This is a genomic window from Novosphingobium anseongense (genome assembly GCF_037482895.1).
Classification (GTDB): domain Bacteria; phylum Pseudomonadota; class Alphaproteobacteria; order Sphingomonadales; family Sphingomonadaceae; genus Novosphingobium; species Novosphingobium anseongense.
The window spans coordinates 147,511-174,079 of record NZ_JBBHJZ010000003.1; the positions used below are offsets into that span (position 1 = coordinate 147,511).

The following is a 26,569-nucleotide window of genomic DNA, read 5'->3' on the forward strand; positions in this document are numbered from 1 at the left end:
GTCGGGCGGCGAGGTGGGGGAGCGGGCTGGTGCCGCTTCCGGACCGGGAAGACAATCGGGGATCTCGGGCATGACCCTATCGAGCGGACCGATCGAAGCCGTCGTCTTCGACGTCGGCAAGGTGCTGTTCCAGTGGGAACTGCGCTGCCTGTTCGAGAAGCTGATCGATGATCCGGCGGAGCTCGACTGGTTCCTCGCGAACGTCGTCACCGTCGAATGGCACTTCGAGCATGACGCCGGTCGCCTGCTCGCCGACATGGCGGCCGAGCGCACCGCGCTGTTCCCCGATCACGGTCATCTGATCCAGGCCTATACCCAGCGCTTCAACGAGACCATTCCCGGCCCCGTGCCCGGCAGTCTCGAACTGGTCGAGGCGCTCGATGCGGCAGGCGTGCCGCTCTATGCCATCACCAATTTCGGCGACGAGTTCTGGCAGGTGTTCCGTCCGACCCAGCCGGTGTTCGACCGCTTCCGCGACGTCGTCGTCTCGGGCGTCGAGAAGCTGGTCAAGCCCGATCCCGCGATCTACGCGCTTGCCGCCAGGCGCTTCGGCCATGCGCCTGAAGCCATGCTGTTCATCGACGACAACCGCGACAACATCGAGAGCGCCCGCGCCTGTGGCTGGCAGGCGCACCACTTCCACGACGCCGAAACGCTCGCCGCCGACCTGCGCGCGCGGGGCCTGATCGCCTGATTTTTCGGGCTTGATACGAAAAGGCCCCCGCGAGGCGGGGGCCTTACCAGAGCCGGGGCTCGGAACGGCGAGGGGGCGACCGTCCCGATTGGGGGATCAGCTCTGGCCGTTACAGCGTGACAGATCTTCGCTCGAGAGCTCGCCCGCGGGCGAGGTGAAGCGGGCGATCGGCCCGAAAGTCTTGGCGACGCGCTGGCAGACCAGCACCGGTCGCGAGCCGTCGGCCGGCGCGGCGCAGTTCGAACCCGCGCATTTCCACAGGACGCCTCCGACGATCGCCTGGCGTGGCGCTTCGAGCGGATTGGTCAGCGAGACGACATTGCTGCCGCCACGCGCTGCCGCCTCGACCGGATGATGGCCGACAAGCGTGACGACAAGCGCCAGCTTCGCCGCGACGAGGCCTGCCGCGGCCAGTGCCTTCAAATTCGTGCGCATCGGAGGTTCCCTAAACCAGTTGCGATTCGCAACTTATGATATTAGGTTTTAAGTTGCAACTAGAAATGTATTTTGGGTCGCGCATCGCGCGCGAAATCGAGTAGGGTGATGGCTGGATGACGAAATTGCGCGAACCGCTGGAGGAAATCGGCGCCACCTGCGGGCTGCCATTGGCTCTCGAAGTGATGGGAGAGCGCTGGTCGTTCATGATCCTGCGCGCCGCCTTCAATGGAGTCTGCCATTTCGAGGAGTTCCTCGGCGTGCTCGGCATTGCCCGCAACATCCTGTCGAACCGCCTGGCCAAACTGGTCGAGCACGAGATCATGCGTCGCGAGCCGTGCCCAGAGGATCGCCGGAAGGTCGAATACAGGCTGACCGAGAAGGGCGTGGACTTGCTGCCGGCCATGCTCGCCCTGCGCCAATGGGGCGAGAAGCATGGGCTCGGCGTGCCGTCGAACCCGGTGCTCGTCGACAAGCGCGATCACCGGCCGATCGGCCAGATCACCATCCGCGGCCACGACGACCGCGTGCTCGGCTGGCACGAATTGCAATGGCAGGATCGCCTGGCGCTCGGCGCCGAAGCGGCCTGCGCAGGGCCGGCCGAATTGCCGGGCTGGAAGCCCGAGCGCTAAGGGCTCACTCCGGCTCGAGCCGATCGAGCCACCATGCGACCATCGCGCGCGTCTCGTCGTGGCCGCCGGCGATACCCAGTGCACCCTCGATGCCGACGGTGCTGCCGATCGCCGCGATGGCCTGAGTCACTGCGCGCGGCGAGAATACTTCCTCACGATGTGGCGAGGTCTCGATCTGCGCGCCGACTTGGTCGAGCCCGACCTGGCGAATGTGCTCGCCAAAACGGACCGTCTCCGCGCGAATCGCGGCGTTGTGGTTGGCCATGGCCATGAATTCCATGTTGAGCCGCGCGTCGTGCGGGTTCGAGCAGACATCCCAGAAGGCATGCAGCGGCCGCGGATCCCGAAATGCCGTCTCGATCTGCTCCTGCACACGGGCGATGTGGCGCTGGTATGTCGCCATCAGCAGGTCGTCCATCGTCTGGAAGTAGTAGTAGACGAGCTGGTGCTTGAGGCCCGCACGTTCGGCCACGCTGCGCGCGGTGAGGGCGGCATAGCCGTCCTCGCGCATCACCGCTTCGACGCCGTCCATCAGCGCCGTGCGCGAGGAGGAATTCTCCAGTCCCATCCTGCGCGTCGCCATGTCGTACCGATCTCCTGTTAGCCTTGATCCTGCCTAGCCGCCTCAGATTGACATGGCCAGCCCCGATGCTAATAAGTTGGTCAGCAAGCGCTCGGAAGGCGCTGGGAGAAGGATTCGCGAATGCAGACTCTGGGCGAGCTCGACCTGCCTTACCTCGAGTATACCAATCCGGCTCTGGCGGCAGATCCCTATCCCCATTTCGCCGAGGCGCGCGCCAAGCACCCCTTCCTTGCGCGCACGGACCTGGGCATCGTCGTTACCGAGTACCAGGCCATGCGTGACCTGTTCGGCCGCGAGGAACTGCGCGCGCCCTATGCCGACGTGGTCAAGGTGCTCGGCCAGGAGAACACGCCCTGGGGCGATTTCACCGAGCGGCAGATGATCGCGCTGCCGGCGGAAACCCATCGCTTCCTGCGCGACACCTTCGCTGCCAAGTTCACCCCGCGCAACGCCAACGAACTGCGCCCGCTGATGCGTGCCAACATCACCAAGCTGCTCGATCAGTGGGCGCCGCGCGAGAACATCGACTTCGAGGAATTCGCGGCGAACTTCCCGATCTCGGTCATGTTCGCGCTGGTCGGCGCGCCACAGGACGACATCGCCCAGCTGCGCGACGATCTCGAGGTCATCGGCCTGGCGCACTCCTATCAGGACGACCTCTTCCCGCGCATCCAGGCGGGCATGGTGCGCCTCGAAGCCTACGTCGAGAGGATCATAGCCGAGCGCCGAGCTGATCCGCACGAGAAGCAGGAGGATCTGCTCGACCTGCTGATCAACACGAGCGACGACGGTAACGTCACGCACCAGCAGCTCGCCGATCTCATCGTGTTCTTCTTCCTCGCCGGCTATGACACGTCGAAGAACGTCCTGACCTATCTGATGTACACCTTGCTCGACTATCCGGAGATCTACGAACGTTGTGCGCAGGATCACGACTATTGCCGCAAGGTGATCGAAGAGGGGCTGCGCTATTTCAACCCGAGCACGGTCGCGCGCTTCGTCGACAAGGAATTCACCTATCGCGACGTCGTCTTCCCCAAGGATCAGATGATGTTCTTCCCGCTCAGCGTCTCGGGCCGAGATCCCGGCAGCTACGACGAGCCCGACCGCTTCGACCCCGATCGCGCGATCGATCCCAAGAAGCGCCAGATCGCCTTTGCGCTCGGCAAGCACATGTGCCTCGGTCAATACATCGCGCGCGCGCAGCTTCAGGAGGCGCTCCACCAGATCGCCCAGCGCATGAAGCATCCCAAGCTCGCAGGCACGGTCGGGCATCGTCCGTTCTACGGCGCCTGGGGCCTCAAGGGCCTGCCGCTCACCTTCGAGGAGGGTGAGGCCAAGGTTTTCGAAGACGCCTGAGCGGGCGCGCCGGTCCACCGGTACACGTCCCGTCAAGGTTGCTTGTGCTCGATCCGCGGCGGGCCTAACGCGAGGCCTGCCGCTGCGGGTGCCGACAGGGTTCCCGCGACTTTCAAGGTCGAGGTTTTCTGTTCGAGTCATTCCGCGCCGGGGCGGCATTTTCGGATCGTCAGCGCAAGCCTAGGCGCGTGCGCCCCATGGGCGTACTGCTCGCTGTGGCGGTCGAGGCGCTGCTCGTGCTCGTTGTCCTGTCGATAGGCTCGGCGATCTCCGGCCCGGAGGGCAGCGAGAAGGGCTTGGTGTCGATCCGCTTCCGCGCCGCGCCCGAGCAGAAGCAGGCGCAGACTACCGAAGAAGAGCAGCAGCCGCGCAAGGAAACGATCCAGCGGCCGGCCGAACAGGCGAGCCGGACTCCCGAGCGCGAGGAGCCGACGCCGGTCCAGCCTCAGCCGCGCCCGCAGCCGCCCGCGCCGGCGCTGATCCCGCTTTCGCCGTCGCAGATGACGGCTTCCGACATCAGCCGCGCACCGAGCCCGCCCTCGGCGCCGGCGCGCTCGCGCATGGGGCCGGTCGATACCCGCCCCGGGCCGGCCGACAGTGCGCGCGTCTCGGGTTCGGGGCCGAACGGCGAGCCGCTCTATGCCGCGGCCTGGTATCGCGAGCCCTATCCCGACGAACTGAACGGCTACCTCTCGACCGCGACGGGGCCGGGCTGGGGGCTGATTGCCTGTCGCACGGCGCCCGACTATCGCGTCGAGGATTGCGTCAGGGTAGATGAATATCCGAACGGATCGAACATCGCCCGCGCCGTGCTCGCCGCGGCCTGGCAATTCCGCGTGCGCCCCCCGCGCGTCGGCGGCCAGTACCGTGTCGGCGAATGGGTACGCATTCGGATCGATTACCAGATGCGACAGCGCTGAATCGGATCTGCAACGCCATCGGCGTTCGATCGTTTCATGTGGCTAGGAGCGCCTGTTTCGCAGGTGCAGCATAATCGCTTGGCAAGCTCCCGATGTTGCGGCATCGTCCTGCCATCAGGGAGTCGCAATGCAGTCAGGCAGCCGCGCGCAGTACGATGAGATGCTCGATCCGGACGGGTCGGTGAGGCCAGCTTACGCCGGCTTTCGCAATTGGTACGACGCGCAGGACAGCGGCTGGCTCAAGCGGCAGGACAGCGAGGCCGAGCGCTTTTTCCGTCGCACCGGCATCACCTTCAACGTCTATGGCGACGACGCGGCGGAAGAGCGGCTGATCCCTTTCGACATGATCCCGCGGATCATCACCGCGAACGAGTGGCGCAAGCTCTCGCGCGGGATCGAGCAGCGGGTGCGCGCGCTCAACGCCTTCCTTCACGATCTCTACCACCGGCAGGAGATCGTCCGCTCGGGTCGTCTGCCCGAGCGCCTGCTCCAGGGCAACGATGCCTTCCTGCCGCAGATGGCGGGCTTCACCCCGCCGGGCGACGTCTACACCCATGTGGTCGGCATCGACCTCGTTCGCACCGGGCCCGACGAATTCATGGTGCTCGAGGACAACGCGCGCACGCCCTCGGGCGTGTCCTACATGCTCGAGAATCGCGAGACGATGATGGCGATGTTCCCCGAGCTGTTCAGCCGGGTGGCGGTGCGTCCGGTCTCCGACTATCCGCGCCGGCTCGCGCGCAGCCTCGCCGCCTGCGCGCCCAGTTGCGCGAGCCAGCGGCCGGTGGTCGCCGTGCTGACGCCGGGCATCTACAACTCGGCCTATTTCGAACATGCTTTCCTTGCCGACCAGATGGGCGCCGAACTGGTCGAGGGCAGCGATCTTCGCGTCGTCGACGGGCGCATCGCCATGCGCACGACCACGGGCTATCGCCCGGTCGACGTGATCTATCGCCGCGTCGACGACGACTATCTCGATCCGCTGACCTTCAACAAGGACTCGGCGCTCGGCGTCGCCGGGATCATGGACGTCTATCGCGCCGGTCGCGTGACGATCGCCAATGCGCCGGGCACGGGCATCGCCGACGACAAGGCGATCTACTCGTTCATGCCCGAGATCGTCGAGTTCTATACCGGCGAGAAGCCGATCCTCCAGAACGTGCCGACCTGGCGCTGCAGCGAGCCGGACTCGCTGGCCTATGTGCTCGACAATCTCAAAGAGCTGGTGGTCAAGGAAGTCCACGGTTCGGGCGGCTACGGCATGCTGATCGGCCCGACCTCGTCGAAGGGCGAGATCGCCCGCTTCGCCAAGAAGCTGCGTGCGCGGCCCGAGAACTACATTGCCCAGCCGACGCTGTCGCTCTCGACCGTACCGATCTTCACCAAGGCCGGGCTCGCGCCGCGGCACGTCGATCTGCGGCCTTTCGTGCTCGTCTCGCCGGGCGGGATCGACATCACGCCGGGCGGGCTGACCCGCGTCGCGCTCAAGAAAGGTTCGCTGGTGGTGAACTCGTCCCAAGGCGGCGGCACCAAGGATAGCTGGGTACTGGAAGACTGATGCTGGGAAGAAGCGCCAACGGCATCTACTGGATGACCCGCTATCTCGAGCGGGCCGAGAACACCGCGCGTCTGCTCGAGGTCGGCTTCCGCATGGCGCTGACCCGCGGGCCGCAGGCGGCGAGCGAGGAGTGGCGCTCGGTGCTCGTCACGATCGGCCAGGACGCCGGCTATCGCGCAAGGTTCGACGACTATGTCGGCACCCAGGTTTTCAATTTCATTCTGCGCGGCCCCGACAACCCCGCATCGGTCCTGTGCATGCTCGACAATGCGCGGAGCAATGCCCGCACGGTGCGCACCGGCCTCACGCGCGAATCCTGGGAAGCGACCAACGAGGCCTGGATGCAACTGCGCGACCTGCTCGCGCGGCCCGTGCGCGAGGGGAATATCGGCGAGGTGATCTCGGCGATCCGCGGCCAGACTACGCAGGTGCGCGGCGCGATGGACGGCACGATGCTGCGCAACGAGGTGTTCAACTTCGCGCGGCTCGGCACTTTCATCGAGCGTGCCGACAACACCGCGCGCATCCTCGACGTCAAATACTACGTGCTGCTGCCCTCGCTGTCTTGGGTGGGCTCGAGCCTCGACAATGCGCAATGGGAGACGGTGCTGCGCTCGGTCGCCGGCGACCGGGCCTATCGCTGGCTCAACGCCGGCCGGCTCGATCCGCGCGGCATTGCCCAGTTCCTGATTCTCGACGGCCGCTTCCCGCGCAGTCTCGCCTTTGCCTACGAGAAGCTGGCGAGTAACATGGCCGGTCTCGCACGGCAGTACGGCGGCGAGACGCGGGCGCACGCGCTGCTCCAGGCCGCGCGCGCCAAGCTCCAGCAGGCGACGATCGACCGCGTGATCGAACGGGGTCTGCACGAATTCATCACCGAATTCATCGCCGATACCGGTCGTATCAATCAGGCGATCGCCGCCGAATACCGTTTCATAGAGTAGAGCCCGGCCCATGCGTCTCTCGATCAGCCACACCACCCGCTACGGCTTCTCGCAGCCCGTAGCCCACGGCCTGCAGCGGTTGCGGCTGACGCCGAAGAGCTCGCACGGGCAGAGCGTGATCGACTGGACGATGGACTTCGAGGGCGTTCGGCTCGAGGCTGAGTACGACGATCATCACCGCAATCGCACGGCCCTGGTCTCGGTGGAGCCGGGAGCCACTGCCGTCACCGTCGTGTGCAGCGGCACGGTGGACACGGCCGACAGCGCCGGCATCGTCGGCGAGCATGTCGGCCATCTGCCGCTCTGGCACTTTCTCGGCCAGACCGAGCTGACGCGGCCCGGTCCGCGGCTGCGCGCGCTGGTCGCGGGGCTCGACGCCGCTCGCGCGCAACCGCTTGAGACGCTGCACGCGCTGAGCACGGCGGTCCGCGATACGGTGGCCTATACGATCGGCGCGACCGACGTCGGAACCAGTGCGGAAGAGTCGCTGGGCGCTGCGCAAGGTGTCTGTCAGGATCACGCCCACATATTCATCGGCGCGGCGCGGCTGCTGGGACGGCCTGCGCGCTATGTCAGCGGCTACCTGATGATGAACGACCGCATCGACCAGGAGGCCGGGCACGCCTGGGCCGAGGTTCATATCCCCGGCCTCGGCTGGGTCGGCTTCGACGTTTCCAATGCGATCAGCCCCGACGAACGCTATGTCCGTCTGGCCACGGGATGCGACTATCGCGATGCCGCACCGATCACCGGAATCAGCGTCGGCGCCGGTCAAACCGCGCTCGAAGTGCGCTTGGCCGTTGCGCAGCAGATGATGGGGCAGTAGCGAACCCAGGGGGACGAAAAGGGGAATCGCGCGCATGACCTATTGCTGTGGCATGATGCTCGAGCGCGGGCTCGTCCTGATGAGCGACACGCGGACCAATTCGGGCGTCGACAACATCTCGATCTTTCGCAAGATGCACCACTGGTCGATGCCCGGCGAGCGCGTCGTCGCGATCATGACTGCTGGTAACCTCGCGACCACCCAGTCGGTGATCTCCAAGCTCGAAGAGCGCAACAAGGCACCATCGGAGCGGCACAACACCGTGCTCGAAGCGCCGACGATGTTCCAGGTGGCCTCGATCGTCGGCAAGCTGTTGCGCGAGACGATCCACGAGCGTGACGCCGACAACGGCATGACCGGATCGGGCCAGTTTACGGCTTCGATCATCGTCGCCGGTCAGATCAAGGGCATGGAGCCGCGGATCTTCCTGATCTATCCCGAAGGCAATTTCATCGAGGCACAGCCCGACACGCCCTTCTTCCAGATCGGCGAGACCAAGTACGGTCGCCCGATCATCCTGCGCGGCTACGAACCCGACATGACCTTCGAGGACGCGGTCAAGCTGATGATGGTCAGCTTCGATTCGACGATCAAGGCGAACCTCTCGGTCGGCCTGCCGCTCGATCTGCTGGTGATCGAGAAGGACAAGTTCGAGCCCTTGCACGAGCGCCGCATCGAAGTGGGCGATCCTTACTTCCGCGCGATCTCGTCCACCTGGGGCGAGGCGCTGCGCCGCGCCTTCGTATCGCTGCCCGATTACAGCTTCGACCTGCCGCCCGCGGCCGACTAGGCTTCAGCCGCCGAGCACGTCGCGTCCGACCGTATCGGAGGCGAGCACTGTGCCGATCACGCCCAGGTCCACGCCAGCATTCTGCGCGACCGCGCGCACCGTCGCGACGTCCTTGGCCATGAGCGCGCCGATCCGCGGCGCGAGGGCGGCGACCGAGCCGCCGCTCGCGACGACGGCGAGGCCGCGGCTGGCACCGCTGCCATGCTGGAGCGCGGCTAGGATCGCTGCTTCGTCGATGCCCAGCGCGCCGGCCAGCCGCACCGCTTCGACCGCGAGGCCGACCTGCGAAACGAACAGGGCATTGTTGACCAGCTTGACCTTCTGCCCGTTGCCCAGCGGGCCGACGAAGAGGATCGGCTCGGCATAGGCCGCGAGGACCGGCCGGAGTTCGTCGAGCAGCGCCGCGTCGCCGCCGACCCACAGCGTCAGCCGGGCCGCGGCGATGTCGTGCGGTCCGCCCGAGAGCGCGGCGTCGAGGACGTGCACGCCGCGTTCCGCCGCCGCCACGCCGAGGAGCTGTGCGGTTTCGGGGTCGGAGGTCGTGTGTTGCACGAGCACGGCGCCGGGCTTCATCGCCGCGATCGCACCGCGGGGGCCCAGGCAGACCTCACGGACCTGGGCGTCGTTGAGCACCACGCAAAACACTATGTCGGCCTCGCGCACGGTATCGACGATGGTGGTGGCGAAATCGAGCTCGGCGGCGAGGGCTGCCTCGCGCGCCTCGGGTTGGCGCACCAGAACCTTGGTTGCGTGTCCGGCAGCGGCCAGGCGGTCGAGAATCGGCCGGCCCATGCGGCCGGCGCCGATCAATCCGATCTTCATCAGACGGCGTCGATCGTTGCGAGATCGGCCAGACGGCCGACGAAGGTCTGTTCGCCCGTATGGGTCAGCTCCATCCACGGGCACAACCAGACCTGCATGCCGGCCTCGCGCACGCGCCGGCAGAAGGCATAGTCCTCCGAGACGTGCATGGCGCTGTATTCGCGTACCGCCGAATCCTCGCTTTCGAGGAAGGCGGCCAGTTCGTCGGCCGTGGCCTGCGGGAAGCGCGCGCGATAGGCGCGCATCTCGGCAAGCAGGTTGTCGTGCTTGCTGTCGATCTCGGTCTCGAAGAAGGCGGGGATCTCGTCCGAGGCGTCAAGGCTTATGCCGATCCGTTCGGGGCGATAGCGCCGCAGCGGCCAGGCCTGGCGGTAGCGCTCGAAGGTCGCGCGGCGGATCATCATGAAGCCGGTTCCGGCCTGGCTGACCTCGACGGGATGGTCGAGCGCGAAAGGGGCGTCTCGCGCGGGGCTCACCGCGACCGGGCTGGCAAAGCGCGCGAGCGCGCCGGCATCGCCATCCGCGAAGCCGCGCTTGGCCGCCTCGCGCAGGTTCTCCCAGGCGATCGTCTTGACCGGATAGGGCGCGGCGATGACGTCGAAGGCGGCACCTTCGCGCCCCGTCTGCAACGCCAGCAGCCGGAGGACGTCCTGCGGATCGAAGCCGATGTCGGCGTCGATGAACATCAGCGCGTCGTCGCCCGAGCGCAGGAATTCGTCGGCCGTGACGTTGCGCGCCTTGGTGATCAGCGCCTCGTGACAGGCGAAGAAGAAGCGTAGCTCGACGCCGATCTGGGTGCAGAGCGCCGTGAGCTGCGCGAGCGACAGCGCGAAGACCGAACAGCATTGCCCCGAATACATCGGCGTGCCGATGAAGAGGCGCAGGCCTCTCAGGCGTTCGAGATCGATGGTCGCGGTCAATCCAAGCACTCCGCGGGTGGCGGATGCCGCCCCTTTTGGCCATCCTATCGCCTTGTGATCGCTAGGCAAGTTGGCGTCCGGCCGAAGCCTCGGCCCACGCCGATTGATCCGGGCCGCAGTCTCGCCATTCCGACGCCGCCTTGCGTGCATTCGCGCTTTCGCCGGGGCGTGGCTTGCGGCACATCCGAGCCAACGAGTCTCACAAACGAGACCTTGAGGAAGCCGGAGGAACCACCCCATGCAGGCGCTCGCCGATCTCGATCTCTATCATCTGCGCTGGGAAGAGCCCGCCTTCGCGGCCGACCCGCTGCCCGAATTCGCCAAGGCCCGCGCCCAGCATCCGTGGATCGCGAAATGCGATGCCGGCTACGTGGTGTTCGATTACCAGGCAATCCGGGCGCTCTATATCCAGGACGATCACATGCGCCCGTCGTTCGACGGCGTGGTCGACATCATGGGGTGCAAGGGATCGCCCTGGGGCCGTTTCGCCGAAGAGCAGATGCTGGCTCTGCCGAGCCGCGAGCATGCAGTCCTGCGGCGGGCCTTCGCGCTGAAGTTCTCGCCGCGCTATGCCAATTCGCTCCGTCCTGTGATGCAGGAAGCGATCGAACGGTTGCTCGACGAATGGACTCCGCGCGAACGCATCGATTTCGAGGAATTCGCCTCCTACTATCCGATCTCGGTCACCGCCCGTATGGCCGGCGCGCCGGTCAGCGTGATTCCTGGTCTGCGCCAGTCGATGGAAACCCTGGGCCTCGCCTTCAGCATGGACCCGACCCGCGTGCCCGCGCTCGACAAGGCCTTCCTCCACATGGATGACTTCGCCAGTACCTTGCTGGCCGAGCGCGAGGCGAATCCGCAGCCTGAAGGTAGCGAGCCTGATCTGCTCGACATGCTGCTCGAAGCGGGGCGCGAGAACGATATCTCCCGCCGCCAGATCGTCGACCTGCTGATCTTCCTGTTCGTCGCCGGCTACGATACCTCGAAGAATGTCCTCACCTACATGATGACGCTGATGATCGAGCAGCCCGACATCTATCGACGCTGCGCCGAGGATATCGAATATTGCCGCAAGGTGGTGGAAGAGACGCTGCGCTTCTTCAATCCGGGCACCTCGTTCCGCTGCACCGCCACCGATGTCGAATATCGCGAGGTGCTGATCCCCAAGGACACGATGCTGTTCTTTCCGCTGAGCATTTCGGGGCACGATCCGAACGTGTTCGACCGGCCCGACGCGTTCGATCCCGATCGCACCATCGTCGCGGAAAAGCGCCATATCGCCTTCGGCCTCGGCAAGCACATGTGCCTCGGCCAGTACATTGCCCGCACGCAGCTGCAGGAAGGCATCCACGCGATCGCCAAGCGCATGCTAGAACCGCGCTTCGCGGGAGAGATCGGCTGGCGGCCGTTTCCCGGCGTCTGGGGCATGAAGGGCCTGCCGATCGCGTTCACGGCCGCATGAGCTGGCTCGACAAGGTCCGCGCGATCGGTCCTGCAATCGACCAGGCCGCGGCTGACGATCCGCTGGCGACCGAGCTGTCGCCGGCAGTGGTCGGAATGCTCGACGATCTCGGCGTCTTCGCGATGATGGCGCCGCGCGACGTCGGCGGCAGCGAGGCGACGCCGACCGAGCTGATCGACGTCATTTCGGAGCTGTCCTACTGGGACGGTTCGGCGGGCTGGTATGCCCATGCGGTGATGACCGGCGGCTCGGTCGCCGGCGCTTTCCTCGGCGACAAGGCCGTGGAAGCGATCTTCCCGGGCGGCAAGTTCGTCCGCGCCGCCGGCCAGGCCGCGCCGACGGGCAAGGCCGTGCGCGAGGGCGATCACTATCGGATTTCGGGCCGCTATTCGTTCGGATCGGGCACGCCGCACGCGCAGTTCATCGTCGGCGGCTATGTTCTGCACGAGGATGGCCCGGATGGCATCAGGCCGGTGCTGTCGGACCACGGCGCGCCGGTCATGCTGATCGGTCTGGCGCCGCGCGAGACCGTCCGCTTCCTCGGCAACTGGGATGTGATCGGCCTGCGCGGCACCGGCTCCTACGATTTCGAAGTGGCCGAGCAGCTCCTCCACGAGGACTTCTTCCACAACACGGCGGCGCCCCTGCATCGCCGCGGCGGCGCGCTCTATCGCATGGGCTTCATGGCGCTGCCCTGCATCTCGCACGGCGCTTTCGCGATCGGCGCGGCGCGGCGCGCGCTCGACGAATGGCTGGCCTTCGCCAAGGGCAAGCCGCGTGGCAACGGCAAGCCGATGTCCGAGAGCGAGGCCTTCCAGCGCGACTTCGCCGTGGCGTGCGCCGATCTCCGCGCGGCCGAAGCCTGGTTCCGCGGAACGTTCGCGAGGTTGTACGCCGCCGCGCTCGCTGGCGAAGCACTGGTCGACGATCTGCGGCTCGATGGCCGCCTGTCGACCAGTCACGCCTTTGTGGTTGCGACGCGGGTGGCGCAGAGGGCCTTCGCGTCCAGCACGACGCATGCGGTGCGAAACGGCAGCCGTATCCAGCGGACCGTCCGCGACATCCAGGCCGGCAACGCCCACTTCCTGACCGCCGAGCAGTCGCTGATCGATGCAGGCAAGGTTCTGGCCGGCGCCCAAGGCGCGGCCTTGGTGTTCTGACAAAAAGGCCGGAGCATCGCTCCGGCCTCTGCGTCATGCGGCTTTACCAGCCGCGATAGTAACCGTTGTTGTTGCTGTAGCCATAACCGTACCGGTCGCGATCGCGGCGCCAGTCGCGATGATCGCGACGGACTTCGCGGCGAGCCTGCGAAATCTCGCGACGGCATTCGCGGCGTTCGCGCTCGTATTCGCGGCGGCTGTCGGCGCGGCGCAACTCGCGCTGGCACTCGCGCACCTCGCGACGCACTTCGTTGCTGCCGCCGCGATATCCGTAGCCATAGGGCTGGGCCGAGGCCGCCGTAGCGGCGAGCGGGGAAAGCAGCGCGGCCATCGCTGCACCAAGAATGAGCTTACGCATAAGATCCTCCACGTTTGTGCGGTCGTTGAGGAACTTATCGTTCGACTCGCCTGAACGGCTGCGGAGCCACCTGTTCATCAAATTGCAAACCACGATGAACGGAGTTCTGCGCGCGACGAGGCGCTAGCGCTTGCGGAAGATCACCGAGAGATTGTTCGCCGGCATTTCGATCACGGCTTCGAGCGCAAGCCCCTCGGCTTCGGCGCAGGTTACCACGTCATCGAGCTCGCGCAGGCCCCATCGCGAGTCGCGTCGTTTGAGATCGGCGTCGAAAGCGGCGTTGCTCGGTGCGAGCGGACGATCGGCGCGGCGATAGGGGCCGTAGAGATAGACCGGCTGCCCGGCGTTCAGCAGGCGTCCTGCGCCGCGCATCAACCCCTCCGTGGCTTCCCAGGGGCTGATGTGGATCATGTTGATGCATAGCAGGGCGTCAGCGCTCGCGACCGGCCAGGCATCGGCTGCGGCATCGAGATCGAGCGGCGGCAGCACGTTCATCAGGCCGTTTGTCTCCGTCCAGGCGGCGATCGAAGCACGCGCGTCGGGTGTGGGATCGCTCGGCTGCCAGCGCAGATAGGGAAAGGCCCGCGCGAAATGGATCACGTGCTCGCCCGTGCCGCTTGCGACCTCCAGCGCCAGCCCGGTCTCGGGCAGGAGTGTTCGGAGCACGTCGAGAATCGGGTCGCGATTGCGCTGGGTCGCGGGGGCGGAGCGGCGGGAGTCGGGTTTCATCACGCCGCTCCATAGAGCATTTTACCTGTCCACGGCGGTGAATCATCGCTTCGGCGTTGGCATGTCCATTGAAATCGCGGCGCCGGACTGCGACATGGACCCCATTAATTCCTCATTCCGGGAGAACGGTCATGGCCGATGATGTCGACACTCAGGAGATTGCGCAGAACGCCAGGAAATACTGGTCTGCCGAAGGTTACACCGAAGGCGGCGTGATCCGCGAAGTGGACTATGCCACCCAGTCGGGCGGTCTGTTCCCCGAGTTCGCCGGCATCAAGATCGTCGACTGCGACACCCACATCACCGAGGCGCCCGACCTCTTCACCAGCCGCGCACCCGCGGCGCTGAAGGACAAGGTCCCCCACGTGAAGCTGGATGCCGACGGCGTCGAGCGTTGGTATGTCGGCGACCGCAACTTCGGTTCGATGGGCGGCAACGTCATCCGCGCCGACAAGAACAAGCTGCTCGGCCGCCTGGCCTTCCCGAAGCTCGAGCAGGCGCATCCCGGCGGCCACCTCGTCAAGGAACGCCTCCAGGCGATGGACGACATGGGCATCTACGCCCAGATCGCCTTCCAGAATTCGGGCGTCACCCAGGCCGGTTCGCTGATGAGCCTCGGCGATCTCGATCTCGCGAAGACGATCGTCCAGCTCTACAACGACGCCTCGCGCGATTTCCAGGAAGAGAGCGGCCAGCGCATCTTCAACATGATCCATCTGCCCTTCTGGAACAAGAAGGACATGGAAACGGAACTGCGCCGTTGCATCGACATGGGCCTCAAGGGCCTGGTCCTGCCCGACACGCCCGAGCGCGTCGGCGTGCCCAGCTTTAGCCACGACTACTGGGACGGCGTGCTCGAAATGTGCGAGTCGACCGGAACCTCGCTGAACTTCCACCTCAACTCGGCAGTCGATCCCAACACGTTGACCTGGGAAGGCTTCCAGTTCGAACAGACGCTGTCGGTCGTCGCGACGATGTTCTCGATCGGCAATGCCGCCACGCTCGGCAACTGGATGGTCTCGGGCCGTCTCGACCAGTACCCCAAGCTCAAGATCGGCCTGATCGAGAGCGGCATGGGCTGGGTGCCTTTCGCGGTCGAAGCGCTCGAACACCAGTTCAACGAGATGCTGCCGCGCTTCTCGAAGACGCTGCAGCGCCGCCCGTGGGAATATTTCCACGACCAGTTCATGTGCAGCTTCTGGTTCGAGAAGGTCGGTCCCAAGCTGCTGCTCGAGACGATCGGCGTCGACAACGTCATGTTCGAAACCGACTTCCCGCACCCGACCTCGCTCTATCCGGGCGTGCAGGAGCACCTAAAGGACGTCTTCGCGGGCTACGACAAGGCGACCGCCAAGAAGGTTCTGCAGGACAACCCGGTGCGGTTCTACAACCTGACGTTCTGATCCACGCCGAAAGGCTGGAACGCGATCAGCCCTCTCCCTGTCGGGAGGGGGCTTTTTCGTATCAGCGGCAGAAGCTGCTGCCGCTCAGTTCGACGTGGAAATGGTTGGCATGGGCCGCGTTGTAGTTCGGGCCCAGCGTCGTGCCGAAGCGCTTGCAGGCGCTGGCGTGGACGGTCTGGAGGAACTGGCGTTCGGCGGGTGAGCCGCCGCGCCAGTCGTCGAGCACGCTGATCCGGCGGCCGTCGGCAAGGACGAAGGCGGATACGTCGATCGCCTCGGCCGTGGCATGGGCGGAGCGCCGGCTCGATCCGGCGACATTGCGGCAATTGTAGGAGCCCATCGTCTCGATCCGCACCAGGGCAGAGCCGAGGATCTGGCGGGCCGCGCGATCGGCGCCGAAGCGCGCCCAGGCGGCGAAGGTGTTGGCCAGAGGACAGGCGACCGGGCCGAGGTTGGACAGCGCGAAAGCCGCATTGTCGCCCTGCAGGCTGGCGAGCCGCACGGTGTTCACGGTCGAACAGCCGGCGCCGAAATACTGGTCGGGCAGCGGCGTGAAACTGGCCTTGGTCATGCCCAGGCTCGCGAGACACTGGCGCGCCTCGGGGCGCGGCGTGAAGCTCTGCGTCGATTGCCGCACCGCCTGGCGCTTGGGCGCCGAAGCCTGCGGAATGTCCATGCAGCCGCCAAGGACTGCGAGAAGCGGAAGAAGAGAGAGAATTCGCCGCATGACGCAGGGAATTTCCGCGATCGTGGTTAATAAGATATTGACGTTGCGGCGAACCGTTGCCTGCAGGCGGGATGCGGATGAGTTCCCGGCAGAACTTGTGCGCATGACTTGACTTGCGCCCTCGTGCCTCTAAACGCGGCGCTGGGCCACGCGGTCCCAACGCCGCGCGTGCTCTCTGCAAGGAGAGACTTAAATGTCTGACGTAACGTACCCGGCGCGCAAGCCTGCGCGCCCGTTCTTCTCTTCCGGTCCCTGCGCCAAGCCGCCCGGATATGCCCCCGAAAAACTCGCCACCGAATCGCTGGGCCGCTCGCACCGCGCCAAGATCGGCAAGACGCGTCTGCAATACGCGATCGACCTGATGCGCGAAGTGCTGCAGCTGCCCGAGACGCACCGTATCGGCATCGTGCCCGGTTCGGACACGGGCGCTTTCGAAATGGCGATGTGGACGATGCTGGGCGCGCGCGGCGTGACCACGCTGGCCTGGGAAAGCTTCGGTGAAGGTTGGGTCACCGATGCCGCCAAGCAGCTGAAGCTCGATCCCACGGTGATCCGTGCCGACTACGGCCAGGTCCCTGATCTGAGCCAGGTCGACTTCACCACCGACGTCCTGTTCACCTGGAACGGCACGACTTCGGGTGCGCGCGTGCCGAACGCCGAATGGATCCCCGCCGATCGCGAAGGCCTGACCTTCGCCGACGCGACCTCGGCGGTCTTCGCCTACGACATCGACTGGGCGAAGATCGACGTCGCCACCTTCTCCTGGCAGAAGGTTCTGGGCGGCGAAGGTGGCCACGGCGTGCTGATCCTCGGCCCCCGTGCGGTCGAGCGCCTCGAAAGCTACACCCCCGCCTGGCCACTGCCCAAGGTGTTCCGCCTCGTTTCGAAGGGCAAGCTCGCCGAGGGCGTGTTCAAGGGCGAGACGATCAACACCCCGTCGATGCTCGCGGTCGAAGACGCGATCTTCGCGCTCGAATGGGCCAAGGGTCTCGGCGGTCTCGAAGGGCTGCAGGCGCGCTCGAACGCCAATGCCGCCGCGCTCGACAAGATCGTCGCCGAGCGCTCGTGGCTCGGCCATCTCGCCGAGGACGAAGCCATCCGCTCGAAGACCTCGGTCTGCCTGACCGTCGAAGGCGCCGACGCCGACTTCATCAAACAGTTCGCCGGACTGCTCGAGAAGGAAGGCGCGGCCTATGACGTGGCCGGCTATCGCGATGCTCCTGCGGGCCTGCGCATCTGGTGCGGCGCCACGGTCGACACCGCCGATATCGAAGCGCTCGGCCCCTGGCTCGACTGGGCCTACGCGAGCCTCAAGAAGTAAGATTGGCGTCACCCCGGCCTTGCGCCGGGGTCCCGCTTCCTCACCTCGCCCGCGCCGACAAGCGGGACCCCGGATCAGGTCCGGGGTGACGAAGGAACATTGACATGACCAAGCCCAAAGTCCTCATTTCCGACAAGATGGACCCCAATGCCGCCGCGATCTTCCGCATGCGCGGCTGCGAAGTCGACGAGATCACTGGCAAGACGCCCGAAGAGCTGAAGGCGATCATCGGCCAGTACGATGGCCTCGCGATCCGCAGCTCGACCAAGGCGACGCAGGAGATCATCGACGCCGCGACCAACCTCAAGGTCATCGGCCGTGCCGGCATCGGCGTCGACAACGTCGACATCCCGGCCGCCTCGGCCAAGGGCATCGTCGTGATGAACACGCCCTTCGGCAATTCGATCACCACCGCCGAACACGCCATCGCACTGATGTTCGCGCTCGCCCGCCAGCTCCCCGAGGCCGACCTGTCGACCCAGGCGGGCAAGTGGGAAAAGAACCGCTTCATGGGCGTCGAGATGACCGGCAAGACGCTGGGCCTGATCGGTGCGGGCAACATCGGCTCGATCGTCGCCGATCGTGCCCTGGGGCTGCGCATGAAGGTCGTTGCCTTCGATCCGTTCCTCAGCCCCGAGCGCGCCGTCGACATGGGCGTCGAGAAGGTCGAGCTCGACCAGCTGCTCGATCGTGCCGACTTCATCACCTTGCACACGCCGCTGACCGACCAGACGCGCAACATCCTCTCGAAGGAAAACCTCGCCAAGACCAAGAAGGGCGTGCGCATCGTCAACTGCGCGCGCGGCGGCCTGATCGACGAGGCGGCGCTCAAGGATGCGCTCGACAGCGGGCATGTCGCCGGCGCCGCGCTCGACGTGTTCGTCACCGAGCCCGCCAAGGAGCACCCGCTGTTCGGCACGCCCAACTTCGTGGCGACGCCGCACCTGGGCGCCTCGACCAACGAAGCCCAGGTCAACGTCGCGCTGCAGGTGGCCGAGCAGATGGCCGACTATCTGGTCAACGGCGGCGTCACCAACGCGCTCAACATGCCGAGCCTGAGCGCGGAGGAAGCGCCCAAGCTCAAGCCCTACATGGCGCTGGCCGAGAAGCTGGGTTCGCTGGTGGGCCAGCTCACCACGGGTTCGATCCCGCGCATCTCGATCCACACCGAGGGCGCCGCGACCGAGCTGAACATCAAGCCGATCACCGCGGCCGTTCTGGCGGGTTTCCTGCGCGTCCAGTCGGACAGCGTGAACATGGTCAATGCGCCGTTCCTAGCCAAGGAGCGCGGCATGGAAGTGCGCGAGATCAAGACCGAGCGCGAGGGTGACTACCACACGCTGATCCGCGTTTCGGTGAAGACCGAAGACGGCGAGCGTTCGGTGGCCGGCACGCTGTTCAACAATTCCGAGCCGCGCCTCGTCCAGCTGTTCGGCATCAAGGTCGAGGCCGAACTGGCCGGTCCGATGATGTACATCGTCAACGAGGACGCGCCCGGCTTCATCGGCCGTATCGGCACCCTGCTCGGCGAGAACGGCATCAACATCGGCACGTTCAACCTCGGCCGTCGTGAAGCGGGCGGCGAGGCGGTGCTGCTGACCTCGGTCGACAGCGCGGTTCCGGCCGCTGTGCTCGACCAGGCCTGCAAGCTGCCGGGCGTCAAGCGCGTGATGGCGCTGGCGTTCTGATCGCCGCGATCGGTTAGACGTTACGGAAAAGGCCGGCGCATCCCATCGGATGCGCCGGCCTTTTTGCGTCGCTATCGCTTGTAGGCGATGGTGAACAGCACGGTCCGCGGATCGTTGTAGTTCGCGGTCCGCCAGGCGGGCAGCCGCGCCGCGCCCGAATTTCCATCCACCGTGTAGCCGGGGTTGTTCGCGTACTGCTTGTTGAACAGGTTGCGCGCGGTGACCGAGGCGGTCCAGCGTTCGTCCTTGGTGGTATAGGCTAGCCGCGCGTTGACGAAGGTCTGCCCGGGGATCAGCGATGTGATCGCGGCATTGCCGCTCGAATAGGACTCGCTCTGGTAGTTGAGGTCGGCATTGACGACGAGATTGCCGGGAAGTGCTAGCGGCAGGTCCCAGGTGACCGAGGCGCGGCCCGACCACTCGGGCGCATAGACCAGCGGCGCGCCGACGAAGGGGTTGCTGTTGATCGTGGCGCCGTTGGGGAAATAGGCGTTGGCCGGGATGACCGTTGGCACGTTGGCGCCGCCGATGTACCGGTCGAGCCGCGTCTTGAGATAGCTGCCCTGCAGGTCGAAGACGAGGCCCTCGGCGGGGATCACCTGGCCTTCGAACTCCACCCCGCGTGCCGATCCGCGACCGGCGTTGAAGCGCCGCGTGATCGGGCTTGAGCCATCGGGCGGATTGCTGTCGGTCGTGGTGATCTGGATGTCGTCGAAGGTCAGGTAGAAGCCCGTGAGGTTCGCGGTGACGCGCCCGTCGAGCCACTTGGTCTTGAGACCTATCTCGTAATTCGTGACCTTCTCGGGATTGATCGGCAGAAGCGCCTGGCGCGCGCCGGCGGCGGTGGGCGTCTGCGCGCGGAATTCGTAGCCGCCCGACTTGGCGCCGCGCGAATAGGTGGCATAGCCGATGACGTCGGGGGTGAACTTGTAGTCGATCGAGAAGCGCGGCTGCCAGGTGGTCCAGCTCTTGTTCGGCTTGACCGACCAGATCACGTCGGTGGGATCGCTGAACAGCACTTGCACGAAGTTGTCGGCCGTGGCGGTGGTGGCGGAGAGGTTCGACAGGGTGTTGTCGTTCTCGTGCCATTCGTGGTTCAGGCGCAGCCCGGCGGTCAAGGTCAGCGCGGGCACCGGCTCGAACTTGCCTTCACCGTACCAGGCATAGTTGTCGGTCTTCTGCTTGATCAGCGAATAGACCGGGCGATAGCGGACCTGGCTGCGGACGTTGCTGCTGGCGATCGAAGTCGTGCCGCTGACGAAAGCCGCGGCCGTATTGGCGCGGCGATTGGTGTACCACCATTCATGGTAGTAATAGAGGCCTGTGGTGAACTGGAACCGGTCGTAGGTTCCGGTCAGCTTGAGCTCTTCCTGGTAGGTGCGGTCCTGATAGTCGACCCACTGGCTGCCGCGGCCGTAGAATTCGCCGACGTTGTCGAACAGGACGATCTGCTGCCAGCCATAGGCGCCGGTCAGCGACTGCAGTTGCAGGTGATCGTCGATGTCGTAGGCGATCTTGAGATTGCCGGTCAGCTGGTCGAATTTCTGGGCCGGATAGAGCTGGTTGCGCGCGTCGCGATCGTCGAACAGCAGGTTCTGCACGCCGCGCGCGCTCGATCGGTCGCGGATGCCATAGAGCGAGAGCTGGATGTCGAGCTTGTCGTCGGGCACCCAGCGCAGCTTGGCGCGGCCTTCGAGGTGATCGATCGTGTTGACGCCCTTGCCGGTCACCAGATGCCGGTCGAGGCCGTCGCGGCTGTGGTAGCCGACCGCGAGTGAAGCGAAGAGATCCTTGCCGATCGGTCCCGAGGTGGCGAGGCCGAGGCGCCAGTCGTTGTAGTTGCCGTAGGAGGCGGTGGCGCGCAGCTTGGGTGTCTCGTCGGGCACGGTCGTCGAGATGACGATGGCGCCGCCGGCGGCGGTATGGCCGAAGGCCTGGCCCTGCGGGCCGCGGAAAACCTCGACCCTGTCGATGTCGAGCAGCTCGGATTGCGAGCCGAGAGTCTTGGGAATGTAGATCCCGTCGACGTAGATCGGCACCGAAGGCTCGCCCTGCTCGTCGGGCTCGCCGACGCCGCGCAGGAAGAAGCGTGCGTTGACGTAGGAGACCACCGTGCGCGCCTGGATCAGGTTGGGTACGATGTTGTCGAGCTCGCGCACCGCGGTGATGCCCGACTGTTCGAGCCGGGCGCCTTCGAGCGACGAGATCGCCAGCGGTGTCCGCTGCACTTCGGACTGACGCTCGTCGCGTCGACCGGTGATGACGATCTCTTGATCCGGGCGCGACGCGGAATCGGCTTCGCTTCCCGTGTCGTCAAGGCTGCCGGTTACAGTCGCGGCGAATGTCGGCGTGGTCAGGATCTGTGCAATGCCGGCATACAGTGCCCAGCGGGCCGCTTTCGATCGGATCGACTTGATGAACATGAATTTCCCCTTCGCATGGGGAGCACGCAATATTCGTCAGGCCGCCCCCACGGCGGGGGATCATTTATAAGATCGCAGATGCCTTGGTAATTTCATTTGAGCGACCCGCTTATCGTCAGGATTTATATTATAAGGTATCGTTCGCGATCTATTTGCGAAGGCGCGATCGGTCCGTTCGGGCGCGCGCCGATATCATTGACTTCGGCGGCGATGCCCGCCAACCGGCGAGCGCTATGGAAGACACCGACCGCGATCTGCTGCCCGAAGGGCTCGAGGACCGGCTGCCGCGCAGTGCCGCGGTGGCAGCACGCGCGACGCGCGCAGCGATCGACGTGCTCGAGAGCCACGGCTACGACCGGGTGCAGCCGCCTTCGATCGAGTTCGAGAAGTCGCTGGCGAGCCGCATGGAGGGTGTCCAGCCACGCCGCATGTTCCGCTTCGTCGATCCGGCGAGCCTGCGGACTTTGGCGCTGCGTTCGGACATCACGCCACAGGTCGGTCGGATCGCGGCCACCAGCCTGGCCGGCGCCGCGCGGCCGCTGCGGCTCTGCTATGCGGGTCAGGTCGTCACGATCAAGGGCGATGGACTCGATCCTACGCGCGAGCGCCTGCAACTCGGCGCCGAACTGATCGGCAGCGATTCGGTGGCCGCTGCTGCCGAACTCGTCGCCATGGCGATCGAGACTCTGGTTGCCGCAGGTGCCCAGGGCGTATCGGTCGACTTTACCTTGCCCGATCTCGTCGACACCCTGGCCGAGAAGGCGCTGCCCCTGCCGGCCGACCGGATCGAAGCGGTCCGCCGTGAGCTCGACGCCAAGGACGCCGGCGGCCTCGTCGCGGCCGGCGGCGAGGCCTATCTGCCGTTGCTGACCGCTATCGGGCCGTTCGACACCGCGATAGAGCGCTTGGCGGCGATCGATGCCGGCGGCGCGCTTGCCAGCCGCATCCTGGGTCTGCGGGAGATCGCCGCTCGGGTTTCGGGCCTGGCGCGCGTCACGCTCGATCCCTCGGAGCGTCATGGTTTCGAGTATCAGTCGTGGTTCGGTTTCACGATCTATGCTGAGGGCGTCTCGGGCGTGCTGGGCCGCGGCGGCACCTATCGCATCCTGACCAAGCATGCGGGCCAGGACGAGTCCGCGACGGGCTTCTCGCTCTACCCCGATCCGCTGATCGATGCGCTTGCCGCAATCGAGCCAAGGCGCGACACGCTGTTCCTGCCGCTCGGCCACGACGTCGAGGCCGCGGCGCGCCTGCGCGCGATCGGCTGGCGCACGGTCGCGGCGCTGGGCGAGGGCGACGATGCCCGCGCGCTCGGCTGCACGCATCGCCTGGGCGGTAGCGAGGCCATCGCGCTCTAAGCGCGGCAAAATCCCGATTACACCGCTTTACCTCCCGCGCCGGCTCGGTTAGACCGAATTGAGAACATTGTTCTCGAACGGGCTTTGGGAGAGGCTTGATGCAAACGACGATGTCCCGCGCGGAAGCGCGCGATGCGGATGCCATGGTGCGATCGTTTTGCGAGGCCTTCGCCGACGATCCCGGCCTGGCCTGGATATGGCCCGATCGCGCGGACCGGATCGCGCGGTTGCCCTTTTTCTTCGAGCCGATCGTCGGTGGCACGATGCTGCAAGGCTTGGCATTGCGCTCCGAAGCGAGCGATGCGGTCTCGCTGTGGCGGCAACCGGGGCGGATTCATCCCGAGCCTCACGAGATGGCGCCCTGGCACACGGCCATGGCACGAGCCTTCAGCGCCGGCGCCGAGCGCTCGCAGCTCATGGGCGCGACGCTCAGGGCGCACCAGCCGGCCGATTTCGACTGGTGGTATCTGCAGTTCATCGGAGTCCGTCCCGCGGCGCAGGGAACGGGGCTCGGCGGGGCCATCGTCCGCTCGGGCCTGGCACTTGCTCAGGCGGCGGGCATGCCGGTCTACGTCGAGGTCATGAATCCCGACAATTTCGGCTATTACCGGCATGTCGGTTTCCAGGTCATCGACGAGTTCGACATTCCCGACGGCGGGCCGCACGTCTGGGGCATGCTCTGGGGGCAGCCATGACCGGTCGCGCGGAGATCGTCACCGCGATCGAGGCCTATTGCCGCGCGCAGTCCGAGCAGGATGCCGAGGCCTGGGCCGCGCTCTATGCCGAGGACGTGGTCTACGAGGACCCCGTCGGCATCCGCGAGGTCCGCGGCAAGGATCAGGTCGTCGGGCCGATCTGGAACGACATCGTCCGCAACGCAGTCAGGATATGGCTGACCGATACGGTGATCGTCTGCGGCAGCGAGGCTCTGGCGATCCTCGCCTGCGAGATGGGACCGCCCGATCGACGCCGAGGTCTGTCTCCGATCGTCGACCAGTTCCGCTTCGACGCCGAGGGCCGGATCGTCTCGGTGCGCGGGTTCTACAACCTTCCAGAGCCCGTCAGCGCGCAAACACCCGCTTGAGCCAGGCGTCGACCACCGGCGTCGCGGCATAGGCGGGGTCGCCGAGCCGGCGGTTGATCTCCATGTGCCCCCTCAGGCCGGTGCCGGGGAAGGCCTGGACCTCCACCTCGGTCCCGGCCGTGCGCAGGGCGGTGGCGAGGCCCTGCGCCTGCCTTGTCCCGTCGTCGCGCTCGACATGCAGGAGCAGGAACCGCGGCGCGTTGGGCGTTCCGGCGTGGAGCGTGGGCGAGAGCCGGCGCTGACGCTCGGTCTCGGTGCCGAAGGCCTGCTCGTAGGTGGCCTGCATGAAGCGGCCGGCATCGGCCATCTGCGCGGCGACGTCGTAGGCGGCGCCGTCGATCGGGATCACGCCCGCAAGGTCGGCGAAGGACAGGCCGGCCGCGCGCAGATAGCGCTCGTCGGTGCCGACCAGGGCGACGAGGTGGGCGCCCGCGCTGTGGCCCATCACCACGACGCGCCGACGGTCGACGCCGAGCGCTGCGGCCTGGTCGAGCACGGCCTTCAGCGCCTGGGCGACGTCCTGCGCCTGCTGTTCGACCGTGGCCTCGGGCACGAGGCGATAGTCGATCGAGGCGAAGGCATAGCCGGAGTGCGGATAGTGGGTCGCCTTGGCGCGACCGGTGGCGTTGTCCTTGCTGCCGCGCTGCCAGCCGCCGCCGTGGACGAACAGGACCAGCGGGGCGGGCCCGGTGACGCCCTTCGCGCGCCAGAGGTCGAGCTTCTGCTGTGGGTCGCTGCCATAGGCGATCGTGCGATCGGCCGCGGGTGCCTCGCCGCGCGCGAGTCGATCGCGCAGGCGCTGCGCGTCTGCTGGGACGGAGGCCGCCACCAGTGCGAATAGGGCTACGGCCAAGGTCTTGTTCATGCGTTCGCTCCCCGCTTGCGCGCCCTATTGCACACAGTCTGTCCTAACCGGCGATGAACTGTCCGGGCCGCCATGGCTTTGGACCTTGACGCCTCGAACCGTCACAAGTAGGCCGCGCCCCGCATTGGGCCTCTGGCCCACCTGTCCCATCCCGGCGTCGAGTCCTGTCGAAGGGCGCTTGCGGATCTTCCTGGCAGGGTGGAGGACTCTATCCATGGCTAACGTAACCGTGATCGGCGCCCAGTGGGGCGACGAGGGCAAAGGCAAGATCGTCGACTGGCTGGCCAGCCGCGCCGACGCCGTCGTCCGTTTCCAGGGCGGCCACAATGCCGGCCACACGCTCGTCGTCGGCGAGCAGGTCTACAAGCTCAGCCTGCTGCCCTCGGGCATCGTGCGCGGCACGCTGTCGATCATCGGCAACGGCGTGGTGCTCGATCCCTGGCACCTCAAGAGCGAGATCGCCAAGCTCGAGGGGCAGGGCGTCAAGATCAGCCGCGAGAACTTCGCGATCGCCGACAATTGCCCGCTGATCCTGCCGATCCACGGCGAGCTCGACGTCATGCGCGAGAATGCCGCCGGCGCCGGCAAGATCGGCACGACCGGCCGCGGCATCGGCCCGGCCTACGAGGACAAGGTCGGCCGCCGCGCGATCCGCGTCTGCGACCTGGCGCACCTCGACGCGCTCGATTCGCAGCTGGACCGGCTTTGCGCGCACCACGACGCGCTGCGCGCCGGCTTCGGCCAGCCGCCGGTCGATCGCGAGGCGCTGCTGGCGTCGCTGCGCGAGATCGCGCCGTCGGTGCTGCAGTTCGCCGAGCCGGTGTGGAGCCGCCTCAACACCGTCCGCAAGGCCGGCGCGCGCATCCTGTTCGAGGGCGCGCAGGGCGTGCTGCTCGACGTCGACCACGGCACCTATCCCTTCGTCACCAGCTCGAACACGGTCAGCGGCACCGCCGCTTCTGGCTCGGGTCTCGGACCCAGCGCGACCGGCTTCGTGCTCGGCATCGTCAAGGCCTATACGACGCGCGTCGGCTCGGGCCCGTTCCCGACCGAGCTCGAGGACGAGACCGGTCAGCGCCTGGGCGAGCGCGGCCATGAATTCGGCACGGTCACCGGCCGCAAGCGTCGCTGCGGCTGGTTCGATGCCGTGCTCGTGCGCCAGTCCTGCGCGATCTCGGGCGTGACCGGCATCGCCCTGACCAAGCTCGACGTGCTCGACGGCTTCGAGACCGTGAAGATCTGCACGGGCTATCGCCTCAACGGCAAGGTTCTGGACTTCTTCCCGAGCCATGCCGCCGGCCAGGCCAACGTCGAGCCGATCTACGAGGAAATGGACGGCTGGGAAGGCACGACCGCAGGCGCGCGTTCGTGGGCCGACCTGCCCGCGCAGGCGATCAAGTACATCCAGCGCGTGCAGGAGCTGATCCAGACCCCGGTGGCGCTGGTCTCGACCAGCCCCGAGCGCGAGGATACGATCCTCGTGCGCGATCCCTTCGTGGATTGATGCG

Annotated in this window: 26 protein-coding genes; 17 read left to right on the plus strand and 9 right to left on the minus strand. The window is 66.3% G+C overall.

Going from position 1 to position 26,569, the window contains the following annotated elements; translation table 11 throughout:
• Positions 1 to 70: 70 nt before the first annotated feature.
• Positions 71 to 694: an HAD family hydrolase gene (locus WG901_RS14710; RefSeq protein ID WP_339587845.1), complete on the plus strand. Its 624-nt coding sequence runs from the start codon at positions 71 to 73 to the stop codon at positions 692 to 694.
• A gap of 96 nt (positions 695 to 790) precedes the next feature.
• Here the strand turns inward: WG901_RS14710 and WG901_RS14715 are convergent, their stop codons facing one another.
• Complete coding sequence (locus WG901_RS14715; RefSeq protein ID WP_339587846.1) at positions 791 to 1,129, minus strand: CC_3452 family protein; 339 nt, start codon at positions 1,127 to 1,129, stop codon at positions 791 to 793.
• Positions 1,130 to 1,245: 116 nt separating this feature from the next.
• Here WG901_RS14715 and WG901_RS14720 point away from each other — a divergent pair, with 116 nt between their 5' ends.
• The gene (locus tag WG901_RS14720) at positions 1,246 to 1,761 is read left to right on the plus strand and encodes a winged helix-turn-helix transcriptional regulator (RefSeq protein WP_339587847.1); all 516 of its coding nucleotides are present in this window, start codon (positions 1,246 to 1,248) and stop codon (positions 1,759 to 1,761) included.
• A gap of 4 nt (positions 1,762 to 1,765) precedes the next feature.
• Here WG901_RS14720 and WG901_RS14725 read toward each other — a convergent pair whose 3' ends face one another.
• On the minus strand, positions 1,766 to 2,344 hold the full coding sequence (locus tag WG901_RS14725; protein WP_339587848.1) for a TetR/AcrR family transcriptional regulator: 579 nt from the start codon (positions 2,342 to 2,344) through the stop codon (positions 1,766 to 1,768).
• A 120-nt stretch (positions 2,345 to 2,464) separates the two neighbouring features.
• On the opposite strand from WG901_RS14725, the gene WG901_RS14730 reads away from it, so the two are divergent.
• The 6 genes from WG901_RS14730 to WG901_RS14755 all read left to right on the plus strand — a co-directional run bounded on the left by WG901_RS14730 (position 2,465) and on the right by WG901_RS14755 (position 8,741).
• Positions 2,465 to 3,703: a cytochrome P450 gene (locus tag WG901_RS14730; RefSeq protein ID WP_339587849.1), complete on the plus strand. Its 1,239-nt coding sequence runs from the start codon at positions 2,465 to 2,467 to the stop codon at positions 3,701 to 3,703.
• Between the two features lie 197 nt (positions 3,704 to 3,900).
• Positions 3,901 to 4,623 (plus strand): hypothetical protein, encoded by a 723-nt coding sequence (locus tag WG901_RS14735; RefSeq protein ID WP_339587850.1) that lies wholly within the window; start codon positions 3,901 to 3,903, stop codon positions 4,621 to 4,623.
• Positions 4,624 to 4,750: 127 nt separating this feature from the next.
• Complete coding sequence (locus tag WG901_RS14740; protein WP_339587851.1) at positions 4,751 to 6,181, plus strand: circularly permuted type 2 ATP-grasp protein; 1,431 nt, start codon at positions 4,751 to 4,753, stop codon at positions 6,179 to 6,181.
• Entirely contained in the window at positions 6,181 to 7,125 is a 945-nt protein-coding gene (locus tag WG901_RS14745) for an alpha-E domain-containing protein (protein ID WP_339587852.1), read from the plus strand. Before WG901_RS14740 ends, WG901_RS14745 begins: the two co-directional genes overlap by 1 nt.
• 10 nt (positions 7,126 to 7,135) lie before the next feature.
• Positions 7,136 to 7,951, plus strand: coding sequence for a transglutaminase family protein (locus WG901_RS14750; RefSeq protein WP_339587853.1), 816 nt, complete (start codon positions 7,136 to 7,138; stop codon positions 7,949 to 7,951).
• 34 nt (positions 7,952 to 7,985) lie between these two features.
• The gene (locus WG901_RS14755; RefSeq protein WP_339587854.1) at positions 7,986 to 8,741 is read left to right on the plus strand and encodes a proteasome-type protease; all 756 of its coding nucleotides are present in this window, start codon (positions 7,986 to 7,988) and stop codon (positions 8,739 to 8,741) included.
• Positions 8,742 to 8,744: 3 nt separating this feature from the next.
• Here WG901_RS14755 and WG901_RS14760 read toward each other — a convergent pair whose 3' ends face one another.
• Positions 8,745 to 9,563: an NAD(P)-dependent oxidoreductase gene (locus tag WG901_RS14760; RefSeq protein ID WP_339587855.1), complete on the minus strand. Its 819-nt coding sequence runs from the start codon at positions 9,561 to 9,563 to the stop codon at positions 8,745 to 8,747.
• Complete coding sequence (locus WG901_RS14765; protein WP_339587856.1) at positions 9,563 to 10,483, minus strand: hypothetical protein; 921 nt, start codon at positions 10,481 to 10,483, stop codon at positions 9,563 to 9,565. The genes WG901_RS14760 and WG901_RS14765 overlap by 1 nt, the downstream gene beginning before the upstream one ends.
• 238 nt (positions 10,484 to 10,721) lie before the next feature.
• Between WG901_RS14765 and WG901_RS14770 the strand changes: the two genes are divergently transcribed.
• Both WG901_RS14770 and WG901_RS14775 read left to right on the plus strand, forming a co-directional pair.
• Positions 10,722 to 11,945 carry a cytochrome P450 gene (locus WG901_RS14770; protein ID WP_339587857.1) on the plus strand — a complete coding sequence of 408 codons (1,224 nt, stop codon included), beginning with the start codon at positions 10,722 to 10,724 and terminating at the stop codon, positions 11,943 to 11,945.
• Positions 11,942 to 13,105, plus strand: a complete 1,164-nt coding sequence (locus WG901_RS14775) for an acyl-CoA dehydrogenase family protein (RefSeq protein ID WP_339587858.1) — start codon at positions 11,942 to 11,944, stop codon at positions 13,103 to 13,105. Before WG901_RS14770 ends, WG901_RS14775 begins: the two co-directional genes overlap by 4 nt.
• 43 nt (positions 13,106 to 13,148) lie before the next feature.
• On the opposite strand, the gene WG901_RS14780 is transcribed toward WG901_RS14775, so the two are convergent.
• Together WG901_RS14780 and WG901_RS14785 are read right to left on the minus strand one after the other, a co-directional pair.
• Positions 13,149 to 13,463, minus strand: coding sequence for a hypothetical protein (locus tag WG901_RS14780; protein ID WP_339587859.1), 315 nt, complete (start codon positions 13,461 to 13,463; stop codon positions 13,149 to 13,151).
• A 123-nt stretch (positions 13,464 to 13,586) separates the two neighbouring features.
• A complete protein-coding gene (locus WG901_RS14785; protein ID WP_339587860.1) occupies positions 13,587 to 14,192 on the minus strand; it encodes a DUF938 domain-containing protein in 606 nt (201 codons plus the stop codon).
• A gap of 131 nt (positions 14,193 to 14,323) precedes the next feature.
• Between WG901_RS14785 and WG901_RS14790 the strand changes: the two genes are divergently transcribed.
• Positions 14,324 to 15,595 carry an amidohydrolase family protein gene (locus WG901_RS14790; RefSeq protein WP_339587861.1) on the plus strand — a complete coding sequence of 424 codons (1,272 nt, stop codon included), beginning with the start codon at positions 14,324 to 14,326 and terminating at the stop codon, positions 15,593 to 15,595.
• 61 nt (positions 15,596 to 15,656) lie between these two features.
• Here WG901_RS14790 and WG901_RS14795 read toward each other — a convergent pair whose 3' ends face one another.
• Complete coding sequence (locus WG901_RS14795; RefSeq protein ID WP_339587862.1) at positions 15,657 to 16,271, minus strand: extensin family protein; 615 nt, start codon at positions 16,269 to 16,271, stop codon at positions 15,657 to 15,659.
• Between the two features lie 244 nt (positions 16,272 to 16,515).
• Here WG901_RS14795 and WG901_RS14800 point away from each other — a divergent pair, with 244 nt between their 5' ends.
• On the plus strand, positions 16,516 to 17,643 hold the full coding sequence (locus WG901_RS14800; RefSeq protein WP_339587863.1) for a phosphoserine transaminase: 1,128 nt from the start codon (positions 16,516 to 16,518) through the stop codon (positions 17,641 to 17,643).
• Positions 17,644 to 17,747: 104 nt separating this feature from the next.
• Positions 17,748 to 19,331, plus strand: a complete 1,584-nt coding sequence (serA, locus tag WG901_RS14805; protein ID WP_339587864.1) for a phosphoglycerate dehydrogenase — start codon at positions 17,748 to 17,750, stop codon at positions 19,329 to 19,331.
• Between the two features lie 71 nt (positions 19,332 to 19,402).
• On the opposite strand, the gene WG901_RS14810 is transcribed toward serA, so the two are convergent.
• Positions 19,403 to 21,754 (minus strand): TonB-dependent receptor, encoded by a 2,352-nt coding sequence (locus WG901_RS14810; RefSeq protein WP_339587865.1) that lies wholly within the window; start codon positions 21,752 to 21,754, stop codon positions 19,403 to 19,405.
• Between the two features lie 233 nt (positions 21,755 to 21,987).
• Between WG901_RS14810 and WG901_RS14815 the strand changes: the two genes are divergently transcribed.
• The 3 genes from WG901_RS14815 (at position 21,988) to WG901_RS14825 (ending at position 24,196) form a co-directional block, all read left to right on the plus strand.
• Positions 21,988 to 23,112: an ATP phosphoribosyltransferase regulatory subunit gene (locus tag WG901_RS14815; RefSeq protein ID WP_339587866.1), complete on the plus strand. Its 1,125-nt coding sequence runs from the start codon at positions 21,988 to 21,990 to the stop codon at positions 23,110 to 23,112.
• Between the two features lie 98 nt (positions 23,113 to 23,210).
• Positions 23,211 to 23,807 (plus strand): GNAT family N-acetyltransferase, encoded by a 597-nt coding sequence (locus WG901_RS14820; RefSeq protein ID WP_339587867.1) that lies wholly within the window; start codon positions 23,211 to 23,213, stop codon positions 23,805 to 23,807.
• Entirely contained in the window at positions 23,804 to 24,196 is a 393-nt protein-coding gene (locus WG901_RS14825; RefSeq protein ID WP_339587868.1) for a nuclear transport factor 2 family protein, read from the plus strand. The genes WG901_RS14820 and WG901_RS14825 overlap by 4 nt, the downstream gene beginning before the upstream one ends.
• Here WG901_RS14825 and WG901_RS14830 read toward each other — a convergent pair.
• Positions 24,174 to 25,061 carry an alpha/beta hydrolase gene (locus tag WG901_RS14830; protein WP_339587869.1) on the minus strand — a complete coding sequence of 296 codons (888 nt, stop codon included), beginning with the start codon at positions 25,059 to 25,061 and terminating at the stop codon, positions 24,174 to 24,176. The two genes, WG901_RS14825 and WG901_RS14830, sit on opposite strands and share 23 nt — an antisense overlap.
• A gap of 214 nt (positions 25,062 to 25,275) precedes the next feature.
• Here WG901_RS14830 and WG901_RS14835 point away from each other — a divergent pair, with 214 nt between their 5' ends.
• Positions 25,276 to 26,565 (plus strand): adenylosuccinate synthase, encoded by a 1,290-nt coding sequence (locus WG901_RS14835; RefSeq protein WP_339587870.1) that lies wholly within the window; start codon positions 25,276 to 25,278, stop codon positions 26,563 to 26,565.
• Positions 26,566 to 26,569 lie beyond the last annotated feature (4 nt).